Below are 22,850 nucleotides of genomic sequence, written 5' to 3' on the forward strand. Positions count from 1 at the left end.
TACCAGTCTGACGACACCGATCGAGCGGAGCCGTACTGGTTCGTGAAAAAAGCGCGACCGTGACACCGCGCCGCGCGGCGGGACGTCAGGCGGAGCGCCCAGCCTTCGCCCCGCGCTCGCGGATTTTGCGGGCGATGTCGATCGCCAGGCCACGTGGCGAGACCTTCTGTTGCTTGGCGTCGAACAGGGTCACGGGCCCGCAGGCGGCCAGGGTATGGCGTCCGCCCGTATAGCGGCCGGCGTCGACAGGGGACTTGAGGATCGCTGTCGCCTCGGCCTCGAAGCGGTTGGGGGTCAGGACGTTGACGATGAGCAGGCGCAGGTCGCCGCCGTAGGTGCGGGTGCAGTCCTGAACCGGCAGGTGAAGGCGATTTTCGTGGATGAAGGGCGTGCCGCCCGGCCGGCTGCTGGCCAGGTCGATCCGCACCGGATTGCCCGGATGGGGCGTCCAGGGGCCTTCGAGGCGATCGGCGTGCGCCAGGTGCATCTTGCCCTGCTTGTCACGCTGCGCGCCGTCCGGCGAATAGGCGCACCACCAGCGTCCCTCCCACTGGAAGAAGGTCGGGTCTATGGCGGGGGTGTCGAAGGCGATCTTCGCCACTGGCTCCCAGACGTCCGGGAAGCGCTGGGCGCGATAGAGGGTGAAGGTCCCCGATCGAAAGGCCTCCGGCGTCATCCAGGTCTCGCCGTCGGCCTCGAACACGACGGGATAGGAGAGGTGCCAGGGCTCGCGGATCACCGTCTCGCGGCGGACCGGCCGATAGTCGGAGTCCAGCTCAAGATAGTCGATGACGCCATGCCGCGTGCGGTAGTCGTAGGCCTCGGCGAACAGGTGTATCCGGCCGTCGCGCCACAGGCCGAACGGGTCCGCCAGAAATCTGTAGGACGGCTCCTCCGGCAGCCAACGCACGGGGGCGGCGTGCAGGCCCCCAGCCGCGGCGACGGCCTGGATGGAACTCTCGATCACGCCGACGCGCCAGATATCCGCGAATAGGGGCATGGCTCTGCGCTAGCGCGAGGGCGCCCCTATTGGCAAGCGCGGGCTTAGCGTCCGGCGGACCGCAGGCCTTGAGCCAGGGACTGTGCGGCGATGGCGGCTTGGGTGCGATTGTGGACGTTGAGCTTGCGCATCAGCGCGGTCATGTGCGCCTTCACCGTGGCCTCGGCGATGCCGAGATCGTGGGCGATCTGCTTGTTCAGCAGCCCCAGATTGACGCCCTCAAGGACCTTCATCTGGGTCGGCGTCAAAGCGCCCAGCCCGGTCTCGAAGCCTTGGTCCGCGCCGCGGATGTCCATCGTGGTCATGCGTCAACCCCTCTGTCTCGTCCCGGCGCCTCCGTGTTCGGAGGCGCGGCGACCGGCTTCTCGCTGCCGCTGTGAGTCGGCTGGGCCCGGTTCGCTGATTTCGGATGTTAGCGTTATCTGTTGGACCAATTCAAGCGATTTTAGAAATGTGAGCGTGAACATCGCGTCGGCGTCGTTATATCTCCGAAATCTGTCATACAGGTTTTTGGGTGGCGCACGGTTGCGGAGCGTGGGGGTTGGCCTCGCGACGCGAATGGCCCGATGGTGGCGTCAACGAAGGGGAGAGCGATGAGCGAAGGCCGCCTGGCTGATCGGGCCTATACGGGCATCGTCGAGATGATCAACAGCGATGGCCTGGAGGTTGGCGACCGCCTGCCGTCCGAGGCGCGGCTGGCCGAGATGTTCGGCATGTCGCGCACCGTCGTGCGGGAGGCCCTGGTGCGCCTCGCCGCCGACAGCATCACCGAGGCGCGGCGCGGGGCGGGCTCGTTCATCAAGAACCGGCCGTCGGACAAGCTGAGCGCCTACATGCCGCTGTCCGAGCTGCCGTCGACCATGGGCAGCTACGAGGTGCGCTTCGTGCTGGAAGCCGAGGCCGCGCGGCTGGCGGCGGTGCGACGCTCGGCGGAGGAAATGATGGCGATCGAGGCGGCGCTATCGAGGCTGCGCACCGCCTTGATGTCGAGCGCGCCGGCCCACGCGGAGGATATGGCGCTGCATCGCGAGATCGTGCTGGCGACCGCCAACCCGGCCTTCCTGGCCGCCTTCGAGGCGCTGGAGGCCGATGTCGACCGCATCATGCGCGCCGGCGTCGACATCTCGCGGTCAAGGCCGCCGGAAGCGATCGCCGAGATGATGCGCGAGCACGAGATGATCGTGGAAGCGATCCGAGCGCAGGACGGCGACGGCGCCGCTCTGGCCATGCGCTGGCATCTATCCAGGGGGCGGAAGCGGCTCATGCCCTAGGCGCGTGGCGCTGGCTGGCCGAGCGATGGTCTCGAGCCAGGTCTGCGCCAGGTCCCGCAGACGCTCGGGCGAGGCGGCGGCGTCGAGCGTGAGGATGGCCTCGTCGCTGTCCGGACGCTCCAGGGTGGCCAACTGGCTGTTCAATAGGCTGGCCGGCATATAGTGGCCCGCGCGCTGGGTGAGGCGGCGCATGAGTTCGTCTGGTTGTGCGTCAAGAAAGACGAACCGCGTGGGCGCCCCTATGGCCTCGCGCAGTCGCTCGCGATAGCTGCGTTTCAGCGCCGAGCAGGCCGCCACGACGCCGCCCTGCGTTGTCAGGGACTCCCCGGTGGCCGCGCCCAGTCGATCGAGCCATGGCCAGCGGTCGTCGTCAGCCAGGGGCTGGCCCGCACGCATCTTGGCGACGGCGCCGCTGTCGTGAAACTCGTCGCCTTCCAGGAACGGGCAGTCCAGCGCGCCGGCCAGCAGGGCGCCAAGGGTCGACTTTCCGCAGCCGCTGACGCCCATGACGACGACGGCGAAACTGGTGGAGCGTGCTGGGCGCGATGGCGGCAAGCGGTGTCCTCGACCGGAAGGTGTCGGAGATCGACACGCCGAGGTTGGGGTTCTAGCGGCGTGTCGACGAGCCGTAACTACGACCATGGTCGCGGTGGGCGCCCACGCTGACCGCTCTATCACTAGTCCCAAAGTAGATTTGGGGAGCAGCATGAGAGCGATCCTGTTGTCGGCGATCCTGGTGGCTGCGTGCCCCGTCGTGGCGGAAGCCGCGGCTTCGAATTCGTATCTGCCCAAGGCGCCTGACGATCCTCGGGCGATCACGGTCAAGGGTGTCGGGGACGGCAAGGCCGACGACACCGACGCCGTCCAGAAGGCCATCGACGCCGCCCGAGACGGCGCGGGTCATGGCCTGGTCTTCCTGCCGTCGGGTCGCTATCGCATCAGCCGAAGCCTGCTGGTGCCGCCGGGCGTTCGCGTCTTCGGCGTGGGCGCGACCCGGCCTGTGTTCGTGCTGGGCGCCAACACGCCAGGCTTCCAGGAGGGCGTGGGCACGATGGTCGTGTTCACCGGCGGCGACCAGTACCAGGTCGGCGACATCCCCGTGCCGGTGCCGACCGTGCGGCCCGCCACCGCCAAGGTGCGCGACGCCAATTCCGGCACCTTCTATTCGTCGATGAGCAATGTCGACATCGAGATCGGCGACGGCAATCCGGCCGCGGCCGGGTCCGCTTCCGGATGGCCCAGCACGCCTTCCTCAGCCACATGGACTTCCGCCTGGGCTCGGGTTTCGCGGGCGTCTACCAGGCCGGCAACATCATGGAGGACGTCCACTTCCACGGCGGCCGCTATGGCATCGTCACCGAGAAGACCTCGCCCGCCTGGCAGTTCACCCTGGTGGACTCCACCTTCGACGGCCAGCGCGACGCGGCGATCCGCGAGCACGAGGTCGACCTGACCCTGGTCAATGTCGCGATCAAGAATACGCCGGTCGGGATCGAGATCGATCGCGGCTACAGCGACAGCCTGTGGGGCAAGAACGTCCGGTTCGAGAACGTCTCCAAGGCCGGCGTGGTCATCTCCGCCGAGGACAACGTCTTCACCCAGGTTGGCTTCGACAACGCGGTGGCCTCCAACACCCCGGTGTTCGCGCGCTTCCGCGACAGCGGCAAGACGGTGACGGGCAAGGGCAAGGCCTATCGGGTCGCCAACTTCACCTACGGCCTGACCCTGCCGGGCCTGGGTCAAGTGGGCGAGTACAAGACGATCTCCGACATCGCGCCGCTCAAGGCGCTGCCCAACGCCGGCGCGCCGGCGCTGCGTTCCACGCCCCCGATCGGCGAGTGGACCAACGTCAAGACGCTGGGCGTCAAGGGGGATGGCGCGACGGACGACACCGTCGCCCTGCAGAAGGCCATCGACAGCCATCGCGTGCTCTATCTGCCGATCGGCTTCTACATGGTCAGCGACACCCTGAAGCTCAAAGCCGACACCGTGCTGATCGGCCTGCACCCAGCCCTGACCCAGCTGGTCATTCCGGATGGCAATTCCCGTCACGCCGGCGTCGGGGCGGTGAAGCCGATCCTGGAGACGCCGAAGGGCGGCGACAACATCCTGTCCGGCATCGGGCTGTTCACAGGCCGCATCAATCCGCGCGCCTCGGCGCTGCTGTGGCGGTCGGGCGAAAAGTCCCTGGTCACGGACGTCAAGATCATGGGCGGCGGCGGCACGCCCACCGCCGACGGCAAGCCGCTGGGCGCGGCCCAGGCCCGCAGCGGCGATCCCGTGGCCGACGGTCGCTGGGACGCTCAGTACCCCAGCATCTGGGTGACGGACGGCGGCGGCGGGACCTTCGCCAATGTCTGGAGCCCGAACACCTTCGCCTCCGCGGGGTTCTACATCAGCGACACCAAGACGCCGGGCCACATCTACGAGGTTTCGGTCGAGCACCACGTGCGCAACGAGTTCGTGCTCGACAATGTCGAGAACTGGGAATTCCTGGCGCCTCAGACCGAGCAGGAGGTCGGCGACGGCCCCGATGCGGTGTCTCTGGAGATCCGCAACTCCAAGAACATCCTGTTCGCCAACTATCACGGCTATCGGGTGACGCGGTCGTACCACCCGGCCGAGACGGCGGTGAAGCTGTTCAACTCGACCGACATCCGCTTCCGCAATGTCCACATCAACGCCGAGAGCGGCGTGGCCCTTTGCGACACAATAGGCTGCGGCACCTACCTGCGGGCCAGCAAGTATCCGTTCGAGAACGCCATCCAGGACAAGACCCGCAAGCTGGAGGTGCGCGAGCGCGAGTTCGCGGTGCTGGATGTGAAGGATGACCAGCCGGCGCCGCCTCCGGCCAATCCGAACGTCAAGAAGCTGGAGACCGGCTTCTGGTCGATCTCGGGCGCGACGGTCGGCGCGGACGGGGCGCTGTATTTCGTCGAGAAGCGCTTCCAGCGGATCTATCGCTGGACGGCGGCCAAGGGCCTGGAGATCGTCCGCGACAGCTCGCTGGACCCGACCAACCTGGCCGTCGACCGTTCGGGCAACCTGCTGGTGGTGTCATCGCTGGGGCCGCAAGGCGCGGTCTATTCGATCGATCCGAACGGCCCCAAGGACCAGATGACGATGATCGCGCCGACGGCCGTCTCCTCGCGCGCCGGGACCAAGACGCTGCTGCCGGTCAACTGGTGGAACAATGGCGAATTCCGCGACCAGTACGACCCGGCCAAGGGCGAGTTCACGACCCTGGCCGAGATGTTCGCCCGCGACGTCGGGACACCCAAGGCCCAGGAATACGTCTCGCCCGACGGCAGCGTGGCGCTTCCGGCCTTCCGGGTCTGGCAACAAGGGCCGCCGGACCATGTCGGCTGGCGCTGGTCCGACAGCCTGCAGGCCCACGGCCTGATCGGCGGCGCGGTCGGCGAGCGATTGTTCTTCACCAACGGCTCGGAGAACAAGACCTATAGCGGCCAGGTGGGGCCCGGCGGGACGCTGACCGACCTGAAGGTGTTCGCCAACCGCGGCGGCGAGAGCGTGGCGGTGGACGGCCAGGGCCGGGTGTTCGTCGCCAACGGCCAGATCTTCCAGTACGGCCCCGATGGCCAGCCGGCTGGTCGCATCGACGTGCCCGAGCGGCCGCTGCAACTGATCTTCGGCGGGGAGGGCGGCAAGACCCTGTTCGTCCTGACCCACCATTCGCTCTACGCTGTGAACCCGTAGGTCGCGGGTGAGGGAGGCTGCCATGAAGCATTGGCTGGTGTTGGGCGCGGCTTCGATCGCGCTGAGCTTGGCGGCGGGCTCCGTCTGGGCCTCGACCTCGGTCCTGGCGACGGTCCCCGACGACCCGGCCGCCATCGTGGTCAAAGCCAAGGGCGACGGCAAAGCCGACGACGGCGCGGCGATCCAGGCGGCCATCGACGCGGCGGCGGCCAAGCCGGGCGGCGGTCTCGTCTTCCTGCCCTCGGGGCGCTATCGGATCACCAGGACCCTGTTCCTGTGGCCGGGCGTGCGGGTGTTCGGCGTCGGCGCGACGCGGCCGCTGATCGAGCTTCCCGACGCCACCCCGGGCTTCCAGAAGGGCGTCGCCAACATGGTGATCTTCGCCGGCGCCAAGCGCGACCCGGCGGGCCGTCCTGTGGCCTTTCCGCCGCCGGGCAGCGTGCCGTTCGACAAGACCGTGCCCGACGCCAATCCCGGCACCTTCTACAGCGCGATGAGCAACATCGACTTCAAGATCGGCAAGGGCAATCCGGCCGCGACGGCGATCCGTTTCCACGCCGCCCAGCACGCTGTGCTGACCCACATGGAGTTCGACATCGGCTCGGGCCTGGCGGGTCTCTACCACGTCGCCAACGAGGCCGAGGACCTACACTTCAAGGGCGGTCGCTATGGCATTCTCGCCGAGAAGCCGTCGCCAGCCTGGGGCTTTGTGCTGCTGGACTCGACCTTCGAGGGCCAGCGCGACGCGGCGATCCGCGAGCACGAGGCTGGCCTGACCCTGGTCAATGTCACGATGCGCGACACGCCGGTCGGCATCGAGATCGACAAGGGCTATGGCGATTGGCTGTGGGGCAAGGACGTCCGCTTCGAGAACGTCTCCAAGGCCGGCGTCGTCATTTCCAACGAGCGCAACGTCTATACTCAGGTCGGCTTCGAGAACGCCGTGGCGTCCAACACCCCGGTGTTCGCCCGCTTCCGCGACAGCGGCAAGACGGTCGCCGGCAAGGGGGCGACCTACCACGTTTCCGCCTTCAACCATGGCCTCACCGTGCCGGCCCCCGGCCAGATGGGCGAGTACCGTACGAACCTCCAGGCCGAACCCTTGAAGGCCTTTCCCAAGGTCAACGCGCCCGCGATCCGGCCGCTGCCGCCGACCGCCGACTGGACGAATGTCCGCACGCTGGGCGCTAAGGGCGACAACGTCACCGACGACACCGCCGCCATCCAGAAGGCGATCGACGGCCATCGGGTCGTCTATTTCCCGACCGGCTTCTACCGCGTCACCGACACCCTGAAGCTGAAACCCGACACCGTGCTTGTCGGCCTGCATCCCAGCCTGACCCAGATCGTCCTGCCCCACGGGACGCCCGCCTATCAGGGCGTCGGCGCGCCCAAGGCGCTGGTGGAGTCGGCGAAGGGGGGCGACAACATCGTCTTCGGCCTGGGCCTCTACACCGACGGCGCCAATCCGCGCGCCACGGCGCTGCTATGGACGGCCGGCGCGACCTCGATGGTCAACGACGTCAAGTTTCAGGGCGGCCACGGCACCAACCTGTTCGATGGGACGCGGGTCATTCCCTACAACGCCAACGGAACCGGCGACGCCGACCCGGCCAAGCGCTGGGCGGGGCAGTATCCCAGCCTGTGGGTGACCAACGGCGGCGGCGGAACGTTCGCCAACGTCTGGAGCCCCAATACCTATGCCTATACGGGCATCTACGTTTCCGACACCACGACGCCGGGTCACGTCTACCAGGCCTCGGTCGAGCACCACGTGCGCACCGAGATCACCCTCAACCGTGTCGCCAACTGGGAGTTCCTGGCGCCGCAGACCGAGGAGGAGGCCGGGGAGGGCGAGGACACCGTCTCGCTGGAGATCCGCGACTCCCACAACATCCTGCTGGCCAACTATCACGGCTATCGCGTCACCCGGACGCGCAAGCCGGCGCCGGCGGCGGTGCGGGTCTACAACTCGCGCGACATCCGATTCCGCAACGTGGCGGTCAATGGCGAGAGCGGTCTGGGGACCTGCGACGAGAACGGCTGCGCGACCTTCCTGCGGCTGACCAAGTACCCGTACGAGAACGCGATCCAGGACGTCACCAACGGCCTGGAGGTGCGCGAGCGCCAGTTCGCGGTGCTGGACCTTCCGGCCGTCTCGAAGCCGGTCGCGCCCTCGGTTTTCCCGGCCGGCGCGACGGTGGAGAAGCTGGCCGACGGCTTCTATTCGTTGGGCGGCGGCGCGGTGGACGCGGCCGGGACGCTGTACTTCGCCGATCGCAAGCATCAGCGCATCTACAGTTGGTCGGACGCCCGCAAGCTGTCGATCGTGCGCGACAACACCCTGGATCCGGTCAACCTGGCGGTCGACGCCTCGGGGAACCTGTTGGTGCTGTCGTCGGACGGCCGCAACGGCTCGGTCTATAGCTTCAAGCCTGGAAGCCCGGACACCGAGGTGACGGTGATCGCCGCGACGCCGACCGCCGACCACGCCGGCGCGGCCACCGTGTTGCCGGTCAACTGGTGGAACAACGGTGAGTTCAAGGACCAGATCGACCCGGAGACCTACCAGTATCCGACCCTGGCCGAGCTCTTCGTCCGTGGCATGGCCGGCTCGAAGTCGCGCGAATACGTCTCGCCCGACGGTAGCCTGGTTCTGCCGGCCTACCGCGTCTTTCAGCAGGGACCGCCGGACTATCGCGGCCTGCGGTTCTCCGACTCGCTGGACACCTACGGCTTCACGGCGGCGAAGCCGGGACAGCGGGTGTTCCTGGCTAACAGCTCCGAGAACAAGACCTACAGCGGCGTGGTGGGGAAGGGCGGGGCGATCACCGACCTGAAACCCTTCGCCGACCGGGGCGGCGAGAGCGTCGCGACGGACGGCCAGGGCCGGGTCTATGTCGCCAACGGCCAGGTGTTCGTCTACGCGCCGGACGGCCAGGAACTGGGTCGCGTGGACGTTCCCGAGCGGCCGCTGCAGCTGCTGTTCGGCGGCCCCGGCAAGCAGACTTTGTTCGTGCTGACCCACCACGCGCTCTACGCGGTTCGCCCGCGATAAAACGCCGATGACGGACGGCGAAGCAGCCCCGAACGCGTCGCGTTCGGGGCTGTTGGCGTTCGCCCGAAGCTCCCGCCCGCGGGGCATACGACCATGGTCGTATAGTTAGCGGTCCCATCGTCTGAGATAGTCCGATCAGGCCACCGAACGGTGGTCTCAATGAAAAATGGGAGGGTGTAGGATGAGCGCTGTCGGTAGCCTGCGGGGGCGATCGCCCGTTTTGAGCATGTTGCTCGCGACCAGCGCGGTCGCGATGGTCATGGCGGCCGGAGCGGCCAACGCCCAGACGGCGCCGGCCCCCGCCGCGGGATCGTCCGACTCGACGGCGCTGACCGAAATCATCGTCACGGGCACGCGGATCCGGTCGACCGGGTTCACCGCGCCGACCCCGACCCAGGTCTTGGGCCAGGCCGATCTCGAGCGCGCCGCCCAGCCGAACATCTTCACCGCCATCACTCAGCTGCCGTCCCTGCAGGGCTCCAGCGGCGCCACTACCGGCACGTTCAGCACCTCAAGCGGCCAGCAGGGCCTGTCCTCGTTCTCGCTGCGGGGCCTTGGCACCATCCGCACCCTGACCCTGCTGGACGGCCAGCGGGTCGTGCCGGCCAATGTCACCGGCGTGCCGGACATCAGCCTGTTCCCCCAGCTGCTGGTCGAGCGGGTCGACGTGGTCACCGGCGGCGCCTCGGCCTCCTATGGCTCGGACGCCGTCGGCGGCGTGGTCAACTTCATCACCAACAAGAAGTTCGTGGGCTTCAAGGCCAACGTCATGGGGGGCGTCACCAAGTATGGCGACAACCACCAATGGTTGGCCCAGGTCGCCGCCGGGAAGAACTTCCTGAATGACCGCCTGCATGTCCAGGTCAGCGGCGAATATGACTGGGAAGAGGGCGTCCCGGCGGGTGGCTTCGGCGAGGACGCGCCGGGCAGCCGCGACTGGTATACGACCGCCACCCTGGTCAATCGCGGGGTCACCAACGACGGTTCGCCTCAGTACCTCTATCGCGAGCACGCCCAAGCCTATCAGTACACCAAATACGGCCTGATCAGTAACGGGCCGCTGCAAGGCACAGCCTTCGACCAGGCCGGCAATCCGTTCCAGTTTCAGTATGGTGGCGGCGGCGTGCCGTCCAAGGCGGCCAACGGCGCGGTCAGCGGCTGCTATACGAACGGCGGCTTCTGCGTTGGCGGCGACCTGTCGGGCAACGTCGGCGTCGGCACCTCGCTGCAATCCCGGATCAAGCGGATGGGCAGCTATGGCCGCATCGGTTACGACCTGGACGACAACAACGAGATCTACGCGACCCTGAACGTCGCCCGTGTGGAAAGCAGCAACCAGCCCAATCCGGGCGCGGCGACCACCGGCCTGACGATGTCGTGCTCGAACCCGTTCCTGCCGGCGTCGATCGTGGCGGCCTGCGCGGCCAACAACATCACGTCCTTCAACTTCGGCACCAGCAACGCGCTGCTGCCGCGGAATATCTCGGTCCATCCGACGCGGACCCAGGTCCGGGCGGTCATCGGCGCCGACGGCAAGTTCAACGCCATGGGCAAGGAGTGGCGCTACGACGCCTATTACACCCACGGCCAGAACACGACGAACATCCACGTTCGCGACATCCTGCTGATGCCGCGCTATCGCGCGGCCATCCAGGCCACGACCGTCGGTGGTCAGATCGTCTGCGCCGACCCGATCGCCCGCGCCAACGGCTGCGTGCCGATCAATATCTTCGGCGGTAAGCCGCCGAGCGAAGCCGCCCTAGCCTACATCACGCCCAAGAACGGCCCGTATCAGCACTCGGTGCAGAAGCAGGACGTCGCCAGCATCAATTTCAGCGGCGAACCCTTCTCGTCTTGGGCAGGTCCGGTCTCGCTGGCGTTTGGCGGCGAGTGGCGCAAGGAGCAGTACCACGTCCAAGGCGACCCCTACGGCGACGGCAACACGGACTCGCCCGATACCGCCGATTACCCGGCCGATCCGGTCCTGAATGCATCGGGCTCCAACTGGTTCGCGGGCAACTACCACTCCGGCGCCGGCGAGTATTCGGTCAAGGAAGCCTACGCCGAAGTGAACATCCCGCTGGTCAATTCGGACGCGGCGGGCCGGGCCAATCTGAACATGGCCGGCCGCTGGACCGACTACAGCACCTCCGGCACCGTCTACACCTGGAAGGTCGGGGCTACCTGGGACACGCCGATCGACGGCGTCCGCCTGCGGGCCGTCACCTCGCGGGACGTCCGCGCGCCGAACCTGTCGGAACTGTTCGCCGCACCGGTGACGACCACCCTGCCGAACTTCACCATTCCCACGACCAACAACCCCCCGCCAGGCCAGCCTTCCGGCGGCGCGGTGACGGCGTTCCAGAACGTGGTGGGGAACCCGGACCTGAAGCCGGAAATCGCCAAGAACGTGACCATCGGCGCGGTGCTGTCGAACCCGCAATGGCTGCCGGGCTTCAGCGTTTCGGTCGACTGGTACAACATCGTCCTCAATGGCGGCATCTCCAGCCTGGGCGCCCAGCAGATCGTCAATTTCTGCTATGCTGGCCTCAGCCAGTTCTGCGGCGCCTTCAATCTTGCCCCCTCGGGCGGCGTGACGCCGTTCATCAACTCCCAGACGTTCAACCTGGCCTCGATCAAGACCAGCGGCTTCGACATCGAAAGCAGCTATCGCTTCGAGCTGCCCAGCGTTCCGGGGCGCTTCACGGTCCGTGGCCTGGCCACGAACACCCACAAGTTCGTTACCAATCCGGGCATCCCCGGCGCGGTCGCCGTCGACTCGGCTGGCCAGAACTCCGGCGCGACGCCGGACTGGAAGTTCCTGGCCATCCAGTCGTGGGACACCGACCGCTTCGCCTTCAGCGTCCAGGAGCGCTGGTTCAGCAATGGCCGGTTCGGCGGCACGACCACCGACTATATCGAATGCAAGCCGGGCAGCTGCCCCGTCTCGACCGGCGTCAACCCGACCATCGACTACAACCATATGAAGGGCGCGACCTATGTCGACATCAGCGCCTCGTACAAGTTCGGCAAGGGTCTGCAGCTCTATGGCAAGGTCGACAACCTGCTGAACCGCGATCCGACGCCGTCGCCGCAGACCAACACCGGCCTGGACGCCAATCCGGCGCTCTATGACCTGCTGGGCCGCTTCTACCACGTTGGTCTGCGTTACAGCTTCTAGTCCGGTTCCTCCGCCTTTCCTTCCCCTGGGCGGTCCCGCCCGGGCCCGAGTCCGGCCAAGCGCCGGATCGTGGCTCGGGCGTCTTTCTTTGCGCTACACACTGAAGCCGGCCGGCGCCGCCAGAGGCGGCCTTGGGCGGGGAGATCGAGTTGAGGATTCTGGTGACGAGAGCGATCAGCCGAGGGGGCCCCGTTGAGCAGGCCGGACCGCCTCCGCGACGCCACCATGGCCGACGTCGCCGAGCGGGCGGGCGTCTCGCGGATGACCGTGTCACGCGTCATCAACGACGGCGCCAAGGTCCGCGAGGCCACTCGGCGGGCCGTGCTCGAAGCCATCCGCGACCTCAATTTCCAACCCAACCTGGCGGCCCGCAATCTCGTCACGGCCGGGAACTGCGGATCGGCGTCGTCTATTCCAATCCTAGCGCCGCGTTCATGAGCGACTTCCTGGTTGGCGTGTTCGAGGAGGCCACCAACGCCGGCGCGCGGCTGATCCTGGTGCGCGGCGAGAACGGCGCGGCCCCTTCGCTCCAGGAGCTGCGGCCCCTGTTGAACGGCGGCGTTCACGGCGTGGTCCTAGCGCCCCCGCTCGGCGAGTCCGCCGCGGTGCTGGATATCCTCCGCGCCGCCAATCTGCCCGTCGCCGTGGTCGCCGCGGGGCGTCCTCCGGCGGACGCGATCAATGTCCGGATCGATGACCGTCAGGCCAGCCAAGCCATGACCCGGCATCTGCTGGATCTGGGTCATCGCCGGGATCGGCTTCATCGTTGGCAACCCCAACCAGACCGCCAGCGCCGCGCGCCTGGACGGCGCCCGGGCGGCCGTCGCAGCCGTCGAAGACGCCGAGCTTGTCCTGGCGCACGGCGCGTTCACCTACGACTCCGGTCTGCGCGCCGCCGAGGTGTTGCTGGACGGCGAGCGCCTGCCAACCGCGATCTTCGCCAGCAACGACGACATGGCCGCCGCCGCCGTCTCGGTCGCTCATCGCAGACACCTGGACGTGCCGGGCGACCTGACCATCGTCGGGTTTGACGACACGACCGTGGCCACCACGCTGTGGCCGCCGCTGACCACCATTCACCAGCCTGTCCGCCAGATGGCCGCGGTGGCCCTCGACCTTCTGCTGCGCGCGTTGCGTTCGCCCAAGCCCTCGGCGGAGGTCTATGCGGATCACGTGCTGGACCATGTGCTTATCCAGCGGGACTCTACCGCTCCACCCCGACGTCCCGACAAGAGGCCCTCGAATGTCTGATCCGTCTCCCAATCTGGAAGTCGCGACCGTCCGGCGGGTCACCGCACGGCTGATGCCGCTGTTCTGTCTGATGTACCTGATCGCCTATATCGACCGGCAGAACGTCTCTTACGCCAAGCTCGACATGGTCCAGGCCCTTGGCCTCAGCGAAGCCTCCTATGGTCTTGGCGCGTCCCTGTTTTTCATCGGCTACTTCCTGTTCGAGGCGCCGTCGAACCTGATCCTGGCCAAGGTGGGCGCGCGGGTCTGGTTCGCGCGGATCATGTTCACCTGGGGTCTGGTCACCCTGGCCCTGGGCTTCACCCAGAACGCCACGATGTTCTACGTCCTGCGCTTCCTGCTCGGCGTCACCGAGGCCGGGTTCTTCCCCGGCGTGCTCTATGTCCTCACGCTCTGGTATCCGCAGTCGCACCGGGCGCGCATGGTGGGGCTGTTCATGATCGCCAGCGCCATCGCCAACGCGGTGGGCGCGGCCTTGGGCGGCCTGCTGCTGGACCTGGACGGCCTGCTGGGGCTGGCCGGCTGGCAATGGGTGTTCCTGGCCACCGGCGCGCCGGCGATCCTGCTGACGCCCTATGTGCTGTGGAAGCTGCCCAATGGCCCGGCCCATGCGCGTTGGCTGCCGGACGATCAGAAGGCCTGGCTGGCCAAGATGCTGGACACCGAGCGCGGCGGCGCGATGGACGACCATCGCGGCGCCTGGAAGGCGATCTTCGATCCGCGCGTGCTTCTGCTGGCGGGCCTCTACATCGGCATGCCGCTGGGGGCCTACGGTCTGAGCTACTGGCTGCCGACCATCGTCAAGTCGTTCGGCGTCTCCAATACGACAAACGGCCTGATCAACGTCATCCCCTGGCTGATGGTCGCCGTGGCGCTTTGGGCGGTGCCGCGCCATGCCGCGCGCCATGGGGCTAGCGCCTGGCATATCGCCGGACCGGTTCTGCTGGGGGCGCTCTGTCTCGTCCTCAGCGTGGTCCTGCCGGGGCCGGTGCTCAAGTTCGCCGCGTTGTGCATCGCCGCGCCGGCCATTTTCGCCGCCCAGCCGGTGTTCTGCGAGTCTGCCGCCCAGCTTTCTAAGCGGCCCTAGAGCGGCGGCCGGGATCGCGGCGATCAACGCGATCGGCAATCTGGGCGGCTTCATCGCCCAGAACATGGTGCCGATGGTGCGCGACGCCACCGGCAGCAACCTGGCGCCCATGCTGGCCCTGGCCGCCGTCTTGCTGGTGACCAGCCTGCTGATCTTCTACGCCATGCGGAAGTTGGGCCGGCGGGACCTGGCTTGATCCGCACGCCATTCGCCGCCGTCCCATCGCCCGCAGCCGGCGCCGCAAGGCGCTGGTGATCCGGATCGATCCGACGACGTCTTCCAGCCAGGCCGCGGGGCGAACGCTCAAACGGCGCGTTGACCCCGCGCGGCCCTTATCCGCCTTGGCCGCGGTCGGCCGTCTGTCCCCGATCGGCGACGCTGGTCGCGGATGGGCTCCCTGAACTGATTTTGGTATAGTCCAAAAGTGGAGTCCTGGCTGAAGCGCGGCCGCCATGCGCCTGCGAGCATGTCTGGCGGAAGCAACATCGCCTAGCGCCTGGGGATGCGGCTCGGCGTTCATCCGTATGCGATGAAATTCGCTCGGAAGGGTTCGATCGATGAGATTATGGGCTTCAACCTGAGCTTGCGACGAGGGGGTTCGCTGACGCTTTGGCAGGGCAAGCCGATTTTCTAGTTCATCGACGCCGACTGTCACGCTGATGTCGTGGCAAGCTGCTTAAAGCGCTCTGGTCCATACCAGTTGGGGCAGGGGAGCCACCTATGTCGACGCTATATCCCGTTCGAGCCGCGCGCCCGAACCTGAAGACCATTCTGTTGGCGACCGTCGCGGCGCTGGCCGTTGGCGCTCATTCATCGGCCGCGTTCGCGCAACAGACCGCCAATGAATCGGCCGCGGCCGACACGGTCGACGCGGTCGTGGTCACCGGCTTCCGCAAGTCGCTGAGCGACGCGCGCGCCATCAAGCGCGACTCGGTCATCCAGAAGGACGTGATCGTCGCCGAGGACATGGCGAAGTTCCCGGAACTGAACCTGGCCGAGTCGCTGGCAGCGCCTGCCGGGCGTGCAGATCACCCGCGAGGCCGGCGAAGGTCGCCGCATCTCGCTGCGGGGCCTGGGTCCCGACTTCGCCCGCGTGCAGCTGAACGGCATGGAAGTGCTGGGCAATGTCGACTCGGCGCAGGACAGCCGCGGCCAGCGCTCGCGCGACCGCGCCTTCGACTTCAACATCTTCGCCTCGGAACTGTTCTCGAAGGTCGAGGTCGAGAAGACCTTCCAGGCCGCCCAGAACGAGGGCGGCATGGCCGGCACGGTCGGCCTGTTCACCGGCAAGCCGTTCGACTACGCGCCCGGCGCCAAAGGCGCCATCTCGGTCAAGGCCGGCACCAACCAATATACCAAGGACACCCAGCCGCGCGTCGCCGGCCTGTTCAGCTACAACTGGGACAACAGGTTCGGCGTGGCGGTGTCGGTCGCCTACAGCAAGCGCGAGACCACCGAGCAAGGTCACAACACGTATAACTACGACAAGCTGAGCGCCTCGGACATGGGCAAGCTGGTCGCCAACGGCTTGGACATCTCCCACCTCTCCGCCGCGCAGCAGGCCAAGTTCCTGTCCGGCGACCTGTATATCGCGGACGGCAACCGCATCTCCTCCTGGAACTCGAAGGCCGAGCGCCTGGGTCTGACGGGCGCCGTGCAGTGGAAGCCGGCGGACAATCTCCTCCTGACGCTGGACGTGTTGCACGGCGAGTTCACGACCCACCGCAACGAATATCACCTGGCCACGCGGCCGCTGGGGTCAGGGACGAAATCCTTCGCGTTCGACACCCCGGCCGGCGGGGTCTGGCCGTCGCAGTTCCAGAAGGGTTCGGTGCTCAACAACCTGGCGTGGGACAGCAGCAACTACGTCACCATGACCGATGTCACGGGCACGACCTTCGGCAGCGAGCATCGCCGGTCGTTGAACGAAAACCGCTTCAACCAGGTCGCGCTGACCGGCAAGTGGGACCTGTCCGATCGCCTCAAGATCGATGGTCACGTCGGCTACGAGAAGTCGACCTACAAGACCCCCTATGACGACAAGCTGTATATGCGCGCCAAGGGCAATATGGTCGCCAACTATGGCGCTGATGGCCAATCAGCGACGTTCTCCTACCCGAATTTCGACGCCACCAACCCGGCGAACTACGCGTTGGATTCCTTCTACTATCGTGGCTTCAACAACCAGTCGGAACTGAAGGAAGGCGTGCTGAACGCCCAGTATGCGCTGAACGACACGTGGACCCTGCGCGCTGGCGTGGCCTACCACAAGTTCACGCAAGGCGGCCGGGACCTGTTCTATGACGACAACGTCAATGGCACCCGATCCAAGATGCGCGGCGCGTCGGTCACCGGCCTGGTCTCCGTGTTCACCAACGCGTTCGGTTCGTGGCTGGTCGGCGACTACGACAAGACCTTCGCCAAGTTCAACGAGTACCACCGCTTCGGCCCGAACAAGGACGGCACGGGCGGCGCGCTGCAGGACATCGAGAACGTCTACGAGACCTCGGAAGAGACCGTGTCCGAGTATGTGCAGGCGGACTGGGACAGCGACCTCTTCGGCAAGCGCTTCCGCGGTAATATCGGCCTGCGCGGCTATCAGACCGACACGCACGGCACCGGCTGGATTCAGGGGGACGCTTACGCCTATCTGGGCACGACGGACGTGAAGGGCAGCTATGACGGCGTACTGCCGGCCATGAACTCGGTGCTGGAACTGACGCCGCAGGTGCTGGTGCGCTTCTCCGCCACGCAAAACCTGAACCGTCCGGGTCTGGGCTCGATGGCGGCCAAGGGCAGCGCCTTCCAGTCCGACAGCGGCGACATCACGGCCTCGCGCGGCAACCCCAACCTGAAGCCCTATAAGGACAGCACGCTGGACCTGGCGGCGGAATACTACTTCGGCCAGGACGGGCTGCTGTCGGCCAGCGTGTTCCACAAGAGCCTGAAGAACTTCATCGGTACGCAGACGCTCGAGAACGTGCCGTTCAGCCAGACCGGCGTGCCCTACACCACGATCCCGGGCGCGACGGCTACTTCGATCGTCAAAGAGTTCGAGATGCCGATCAACATCGCCGGCACGAAGCAGTTGACCGGCGTGGAACTGGCCGCGCAAGGCCAGTTCTCGTTCCTGCCGGCGCCGTTCGACAAGCTGGGCGCGGTGGTGAACTATACCTATGTGGACGCCGACGAGGCGCTCACCGGCATTTCGAACACCAGCTATAACGCCACGCTCTACTATGAAACCGAGCGCTGGGGACTGCGGGGCTCCTTGAGCCATCGCAACAAGTGGTTCACCGGCCATAGCGACAGCCTGATGAGCGCCAGCACGCGAGGGTTCCAGGGATCCACCTATGTGGACGCCTCGGCCTTCGTCAACGTCTCCAGCGCGCTGCAGCTGACGCTGAATGCGATCAACCTGACGAACCAGAAGGACACCCAGTTCTGGGGGCAGAACGAGTATCTCTATAACCAGACCCAGAGCGGTTCGACCTACATGGTCGGTCTTCGCTACAAGTTCTAAGACGACCGAACTCGATCAATACCGCGCCCCCGACCCGCCTTTCCGGCGGGGAGGGTCGCCCCCTTTGCGTGGGCTCGAACGTGATTGTCTCCCATCGCCATCGCTTCATTTTCGCCGCGGTGCCCAAGACGGGCACCCATTCGGTGCGACGCGCCCTGCGCGAGCAGCTTGGCGACGAGGATGTCGAACAGGTCGGGCTGTTCCTCAACAAGCGCTTCCCCTGGCAGGACCTGGCTGAGATCCAGCATGGCCATCTGTCACTGCAGCAGGTCAGGCCGTATCTGGGAGATGACGCTTTCGGCGGCTATTTCAAGTTCGCCTTCGTCCGCAACCCGTTCGACCGTTTCGTGTCCTATTGCGCCTTCATGCTGCGCGGCGGCGATGCCTTCCAGCAGCGCCCGCGCGATGTGATGCGCCACTTTCTCTTCGCCGAGCCACCGGAGCAGCACATCCTGTTCAAGCCGCAGGCCTCGCTACTGGTCGACGACGACGGCGCGACCCTGCTGACCGACGCGATCGGCCGGGTCGAGGACATGCAGGGATCCTACGAGGCCATCTGCGCCCGCATCGGCATTCCCTCCCAGCCGCTCGAGCGCGTCAACGGCAGTCGGCACGGCGACTATCGCCAGTACTACGATCAGGCCCTGATCGACGGCGTCGCGGCCCGCTACGCCCAGGATCTGGAGCTGTTCGGCTACACTTTCGACGGCCCGCGATGAGCGCCATGCCGGCCGCCAATCCGCGCAAGACCGCGGCGGTCCGCAAGCTCGGCCCCGTTGATATCGCCGACCTGCGGGCGGCCGTGCTGGCGATCCCCGAGGACATCTGGGCGGCGGAGAACGCCGGCAAGCCCAACCGGTTCGAGGCGCTGGGCGCGACCCGTCACATCGTCTTCCGTTTCATCGACAGTCCGCGCGACTGGCGCGGGTCGCACGATCGTCCGGCCTGGGCCGCATGGCGCGATCGGCTGGAGCCGGTGCTCGCCCAGGCGGTGCGCGACTACGGCTATGCGCGCGGACTGTTTCCGCGGGTGATGCTGGCCAGCATGCCGCCGGGCGGGTTGATCCATCCGCACATCGACGCCAACCCCGCCGCGAAATGGCCGCACAAGGTCCACGTGCCGCTGACGACCAATCCGGGTGTGGTGTCGTTCTTCGGCGGCGAAGAGCGCCATTTCCCCGTGGGCGAGGCGGTGGAGGTCGACAACCTCGGTCCGCACTGGGTGCGCAACGACGGCGACACCGACCGCATCCACCTGATCTTCGAATATTACGACGCCGACCAGCCAGATCCGGACTGGCTGGCGCCGTTCCTGGCGGCGAGCGTGGCGCGGTGACGGAACGCGACGCCTTGCTGCGCGAGGCCCAGGGCCTGCGCGCCAGCCAGCGTGTCCCGGACGCCCTGGCCACGTTGGCGCGGCTGGAGGCGCTGAATCCCCGGTTCGGCCGCCTTCACCAGGAACGGGGGCACTGCCACATCCTGCTGCGCGATGGGCCGGCGGCGATCGAGGCGCTGCGTGAGGCCGTGCGTCTCAACCCGAGCCTGCCGGCCAGCTGGGATATGCTGGAACAGCTCTACCGCATGGCGGGCGACGCCGCTCAGGCGGCGACGGCGGCTCAGCATCTGGCGATCCTGAAGCAGCTGCCGCCAGCGGTGGTGATGGCCAACAGCCTGTTGGCCGATGGCGACCTGGAACCGGCGGAGGCGGTCCTGCGCGACTACCTGCGCCAGGACCATCTCAATGTCGGCGCCTTGCGCCTGTTCGCCCGGATTCGTCTGGAGCGTGGCGATCTCGCCGGGGCAGAAGCGCTGCTGCAGTCGGTGGTCGAACGCGCGCCGGACTATCATGCGGCCCGCTTCGACTACGGGATGGTGCTGTTGCAGCGGCAGAAGCCGGCACAGGCGCGGCGGGAAGCCGAGCGGCTGCTGCGAGACGATCCCGACAACCGCGACTACCTCAAGCAGTACGGCGCGGCCTGCGTCGCGCTGGGCGACCACGAGCCGGTCATCGACGTCTATGCGCGGCTGCTGGACGGTCTGCCCCCGACGGGACCGGAGGTCGCCGACCTGCGCCTGTGGCGGGCCAACGCCTTGAAGGTCACAGGGCGGCAGGCCGAGGCCATCGCCGACTACCAGGCTTCGCTGGCGGCGCGGCCGGATAACGGCGTGGCCTGGTTCAGTCTCGCCAACCTCAAGACCTATCGCTTCTCCGACGACGAGGTCGCGCGGATGAGCGCTCTGGAGGGGCGGAACGATCTCCAGGACATGGACCGCGTCTATCTCGGGTTCGCCCTGGGCAAGGCGCTGGAAGACCGGGGCGACCATGAGGCCTCGTGGCGATCCTACGCGCGCGGCAACGCGGTGCGCCGCGGTCTCGGTCGCTGGCGGCCGGAGGTGGCGGAAGCTCACGCGGCCCGGCTGAAACAGGTCTTCACCGCCAAGGTCTTCGCCGAACGCGCCGGCTGGGGCCTGGAGGATCCGGCGCCCATCTTCATCCTGGGCCTGCCGCGGTCGGGTTCGACCCTGATCGAGCAGATCCTGGCCTCCCATTCCCAGGTCGAGGGGACGCAAGAGCTGACCGAGATCGGCCGTTATGCCGCCGAGCTGTGCGGCCGCGATGCGGACTGCGGCCTGCCGCTGGACCCCGAGGCGCTGCTGGATCTGACGGCCGAAGGGGCGAGGGCGCTGGGCGAACGCTTTCTGACCGAGACGCGGACCTATCGCCGGCTGGGCCGGCCTTTCTTCGTCGACAAGATGCCGAACAATTTCTGGCACATCGGACTGATCCACCTGATCCTGCCGCGCGCGACGATCCTCGACGTCCGGCGCGAGCCGATGGCCTGCGGTTTCAGCAACCTCAAGCAACTTTTCGGGACGACGAACCAGGAATTTACCTATGGCGTCGACGATATCGCCCGCTACTACCGGACCTATCTCGACGTCATGCGGCACTGGACCGCGGTGCTGCCGGGGCGGGTGCTGAGGGTCGCGTACGAAGACATGGTCGAGGATCTCGAGGGCGGCGTGCGCCGGATGGTGGACCATGCCGGATTGCCGTTCGAACCGGCCTGCCTGACCTTCCACGAAACGCGCCGTAGCGTGCGCACGCCAAGCTCCGAACAGGTGCGTCAGCCCCTCGGAAGAGACGGACTGACCCAGTGGCGGAACTACGCCCCGTGGCTGGAACCGCTCCGACAGGCGCTGGGCGGCGCCGTGACCGACTACAAGGACTAACCGATGCGGCTGTCGCGGCCCTTCTTCCAGATTCCCGTGCTCTTCGACGTGGCGCGCCTGCAGGCCGAGGTCGCCGCGTTGCCGGGCGAGGCCTGGGTTGCGCATCCGGATCGCCTGCCGGGCAACAGCGCGGCGCGCTTGATCAGCGCCGGCGGGGGCGAGACCGACGCCGTGCACGGACAGATGCTGCCGACACGCTGGCTGCAGAGCATGCCCTACCTTCAACAGGTCCTGGCGGGCTTCGGCGTGGTCTGGAGCCGCTCGCGACTGATGCGCCTGGCGGCAGGCGCCGACGTGCCCGAGCACGCCGACATCAACTACCACTGGCACACGCGGGTGCGTGTCCACATTCCGGTCTTCACTCAGCCGGCGGTGCGCTTCCATTGCGATGGCGAGGCGGTGCACATGGCCGCCGGCGAGGCCTGGATCTTCGACAACTGGCGCCGGCACCATGTCGAGAACAGAGCCAGCGCCGAGCGTATCCATCTGGTCGCGGACACCACGGGCACGGCGGCGTTCTGGCGGCTCGCCTGCGGGCCGACGCCGCCGCGCGCGCAATGGCGGACGTTGGCCTGGGATCCCGGCGCCAGCCCGGAGCTGCTCACCGAGGATGGCCAGCGCTCGCCCGTGATGCCCGCCGCCGAGGCTCAGTGGCTGATCGACGACCTGTGCGCGGAACTGGCGATCACCGACGACACGGCCGCCGCCAGGGCGCGCGCGGCGCGGTTCGGAAAGCTGCTGGAGAGCTTCCTGTTCGACTGGCGCCAGCTGTGCGCGCTCCACGGCGTCGGCGGGCGGGGGCTCGAGGACTTTCGGCGGCTGGCCGGCGCCTTGCGCGAAGCCGCCGGACCGTTGGCCGAGGGACTGGTGATGCGCACCAACGACGCCAGCGCGCTGCTGGTGCTGGAAAAGCGTGTGTTGCAGCACCTGGTCGTGGATTAGGTCCCGTCCGCGCGGTCGATCAGGTCGCGGAGGAGGTCGTGATAGGTCGCCAGGCCCGCCACCTCGGCGTCTGGCGCCTTGCCGGCCTCGTCGTAGCCGCGCAATCGCAGGGCGCTGTGCGCCGCCGGATCGGCCAGGAAGTCGTCGATCTCGGCCGCCGACATCGGGCCGCCCTGCAGGGCCAGGCTCTGCAGCGAAGCGGGGCTAAGACGTTCCAGATAGGCCGGATCGACCGAGACCCGATAGCGCTTGGCCGCCACGTGCAGGCGGATCGGTTCGGTGACCGCCGGACTGAAAACGCGGGCCAGATAGCCGGCGCCGATGTGTTCGTGGCGGGTGTCGATGCCCAGGTCGGCGGCGTTCTCGCCGATCTTCTGCATCAGGTGGCCGACGTCGTGCAGCAGGGCGGCGGCGACCAGTTCCGGCGGGGCGTTGTCCAGCTTGGCGTGGTGCGCGGTCTGCAGCGCGTGCTCCAGTTGGCTGACGCCTTCACCGTAGTGCAGATCGCCCAGACGGGTGAACAGGTCTGTCAGTTCGGCCAGAAAGGCGTCGGCGGCGGGACGAGTGGTCATGGACTATCCGTGTA

Annotated in this window: 10 protein-coding genes and 5 pseudogenes; 11 read left to right on the forward strand and 4 right to left on the reverse strand. The window is 67.2% G+C overall.

From position 1 onward, the window contains the following. Positions 1 to 85: 85 nt before the first annotated feature. Positions 86 to 1,000, reverse strand: a complete 915-nt coding sequence (locus ACHMW8_RS18245) for a hypothetical protein (protein ID WP_395443347.1) — start codon at positions 998 to 1,000, stop codon at positions 86 to 88. A 44-nt stretch (positions 1,001 to 1,044) separates the two neighbouring features. Further along, positions 1,045 to 1,257: pseudogene (locus tag ACHMW8_RS18250) on the reverse strand (response regulator transcription factor); the annotation flags it as partial. A 336-nt stretch (positions 1,258 to 1,593) separates the two neighbouring features. On the opposite strand from ACHMW8_RS18250, the gene ACHMW8_RS18255 reads away from it, so the two are divergent. Continuing rightward, entirely contained in the window at positions 1,594 to 2,271 is a 678-nt protein-coding gene (locus tag ACHMW8_RS18255; RefSeq protein ID WP_395443348.1) for a FadR/GntR family transcriptional regulator, read from the forward strand. Here the strand turns inward: ACHMW8_RS18255 and ACHMW8_RS18260 are convergent. Next, on the reverse strand, positions 2,239 to 2,826 hold the full coding sequence (locus tag ACHMW8_RS18260) for a gluconokinase (protein ID WP_233586651.1): 588 nt from the start codon (positions 2,824 to 2,826) through the stop codon (positions 2,239 to 2,241). The genes ACHMW8_RS18255 and ACHMW8_RS18260 overlap by 33 nt on opposite strands. A gap of 151 nt (positions 2,827 to 2,977) precedes the next feature. On the opposite strand from ACHMW8_RS18260, the pseudogene ACHMW8_RS18265 reads away from it, so the two are divergent. The 10 genes and pseudogenes from ACHMW8_RS18265 (at position 2,978) to ACHMW8_RS18310 (ending at position 22,264) form a co-directional block, all read left to right on the forward strand. Further along, positions 2,978 to 5,988: pseudogene (locus tag ACHMW8_RS18265) on the forward strand (glycosyl hydrolase family 28-related protein). Between the two features lie 22 nt (positions 5,989 to 6,010). Next, positions 6,011 to 9,046 (forward strand): glycosyl hydrolase family 28-related protein, encoded by a 3,036-nt coding sequence (locus ACHMW8_RS18270; protein ID WP_395443349.1) that lies wholly within the window; start codon positions 6,011 to 6,013, stop codon positions 9,044 to 9,046. Positions 9,047 to 9,227: 181 nt separating this feature from the next. After that, the gene (locus ACHMW8_RS18275; protein WP_395443350.1) at positions 9,228 to 12,227 is read left to right on the forward strand and encodes a TonB-dependent receptor plug domain-containing protein; all 3,000 of its coding nucleotides are present in this window, start codon (positions 9,228 to 9,230) and stop codon (positions 12,225 to 12,227) included. A gap of 192 nt (positions 12,228 to 12,419) precedes the next feature. Then, positions 12,420 to 13,478: pseudogene (locus ACHMW8_RS18280) on the forward strand (LacI family DNA-binding transcriptional regulator). Then, positions 13,471 to 14,761 (forward strand): annotated as a pseudogene (locus ACHMW8_RS18285) (MFS transporter). The pseudogenes ACHMW8_RS18280 and ACHMW8_RS18285 overlap by 8 nt, the downstream one beginning before the upstream one ends. A 524-nt stretch (positions 14,762 to 15,285) precedes the next feature. Continuing rightward, positions 15,286 to 18,088, forward strand: a pseudogene (locus ACHMW8_RS18290) (TonB-dependent receptor). Positions 18,089 to 18,168: 80 nt separating this feature from the next. Beyond that, positions 18,169 to 18,807, forward strand: coding sequence for a sulfotransferase family 2 domain-containing protein (locus tag ACHMW8_RS18295; RefSeq protein WP_395443351.1), 639 nt, complete (start codon positions 18,169 to 18,171; stop codon positions 18,805 to 18,807). Continuing rightward, the gene (locus ACHMW8_RS18300; protein ID WP_395443352.1) at positions 18,804 to 19,424 is read left to right on the forward strand and encodes an aspartyl/asparaginyl beta-hydroxylase domain-containing protein; all 621 of its coding nucleotides are present in this window, start codon (positions 18,804 to 18,806) and stop codon (positions 19,422 to 19,424) included. Before ACHMW8_RS18295 ends, ACHMW8_RS18300 begins: the two co-directional genes overlap by 4 nt. Then, the gene (locus tag ACHMW8_RS18305; RefSeq protein ID WP_395443353.1) at positions 19,421 to 21,322 is read left to right on the forward strand and encodes a sulfotransferase; all 1,902 of its coding nucleotides are present in this window, start codon (positions 19,421 to 19,423) and stop codon (positions 21,320 to 21,322) included. Before ACHMW8_RS18300 ends, ACHMW8_RS18305 begins: the two co-directional genes overlap by 4 nt. 3 nt (positions 21,323 to 21,325) lie before the next feature. Beyond that, positions 21,326 to 22,264, forward strand: a complete 939-nt coding sequence (locus ACHMW8_RS18310) for an aspartyl/asparaginyl beta-hydroxylase domain-containing protein (RefSeq protein WP_395443354.1) — start codon at positions 21,326 to 21,328, stop codon at positions 22,262 to 22,264. Here the strand turns inward: ACHMW8_RS18310 and ACHMW8_RS18315 are convergent. Beyond that, entirely contained in the window at positions 22,261 to 22,836 is a 576-nt protein-coding gene (locus ACHMW8_RS18315; protein ID WP_395443355.1) for an HD domain-containing protein, read from the reverse strand. The genes ACHMW8_RS18310 and ACHMW8_RS18315 overlap by 4 nt on opposite strands. Positions 22,837 to 22,850: the final 14 nt, after the last annotated feature.

It is taken from the genome of Caulobacter sp. UC70_42, from assembly GCF_044056025.1.
Taxonomy (GTDB): domain Bacteria; phylum Pseudomonadota; class Alphaproteobacteria; order Caulobacterales; family Caulobacteraceae; genus Caulobacter.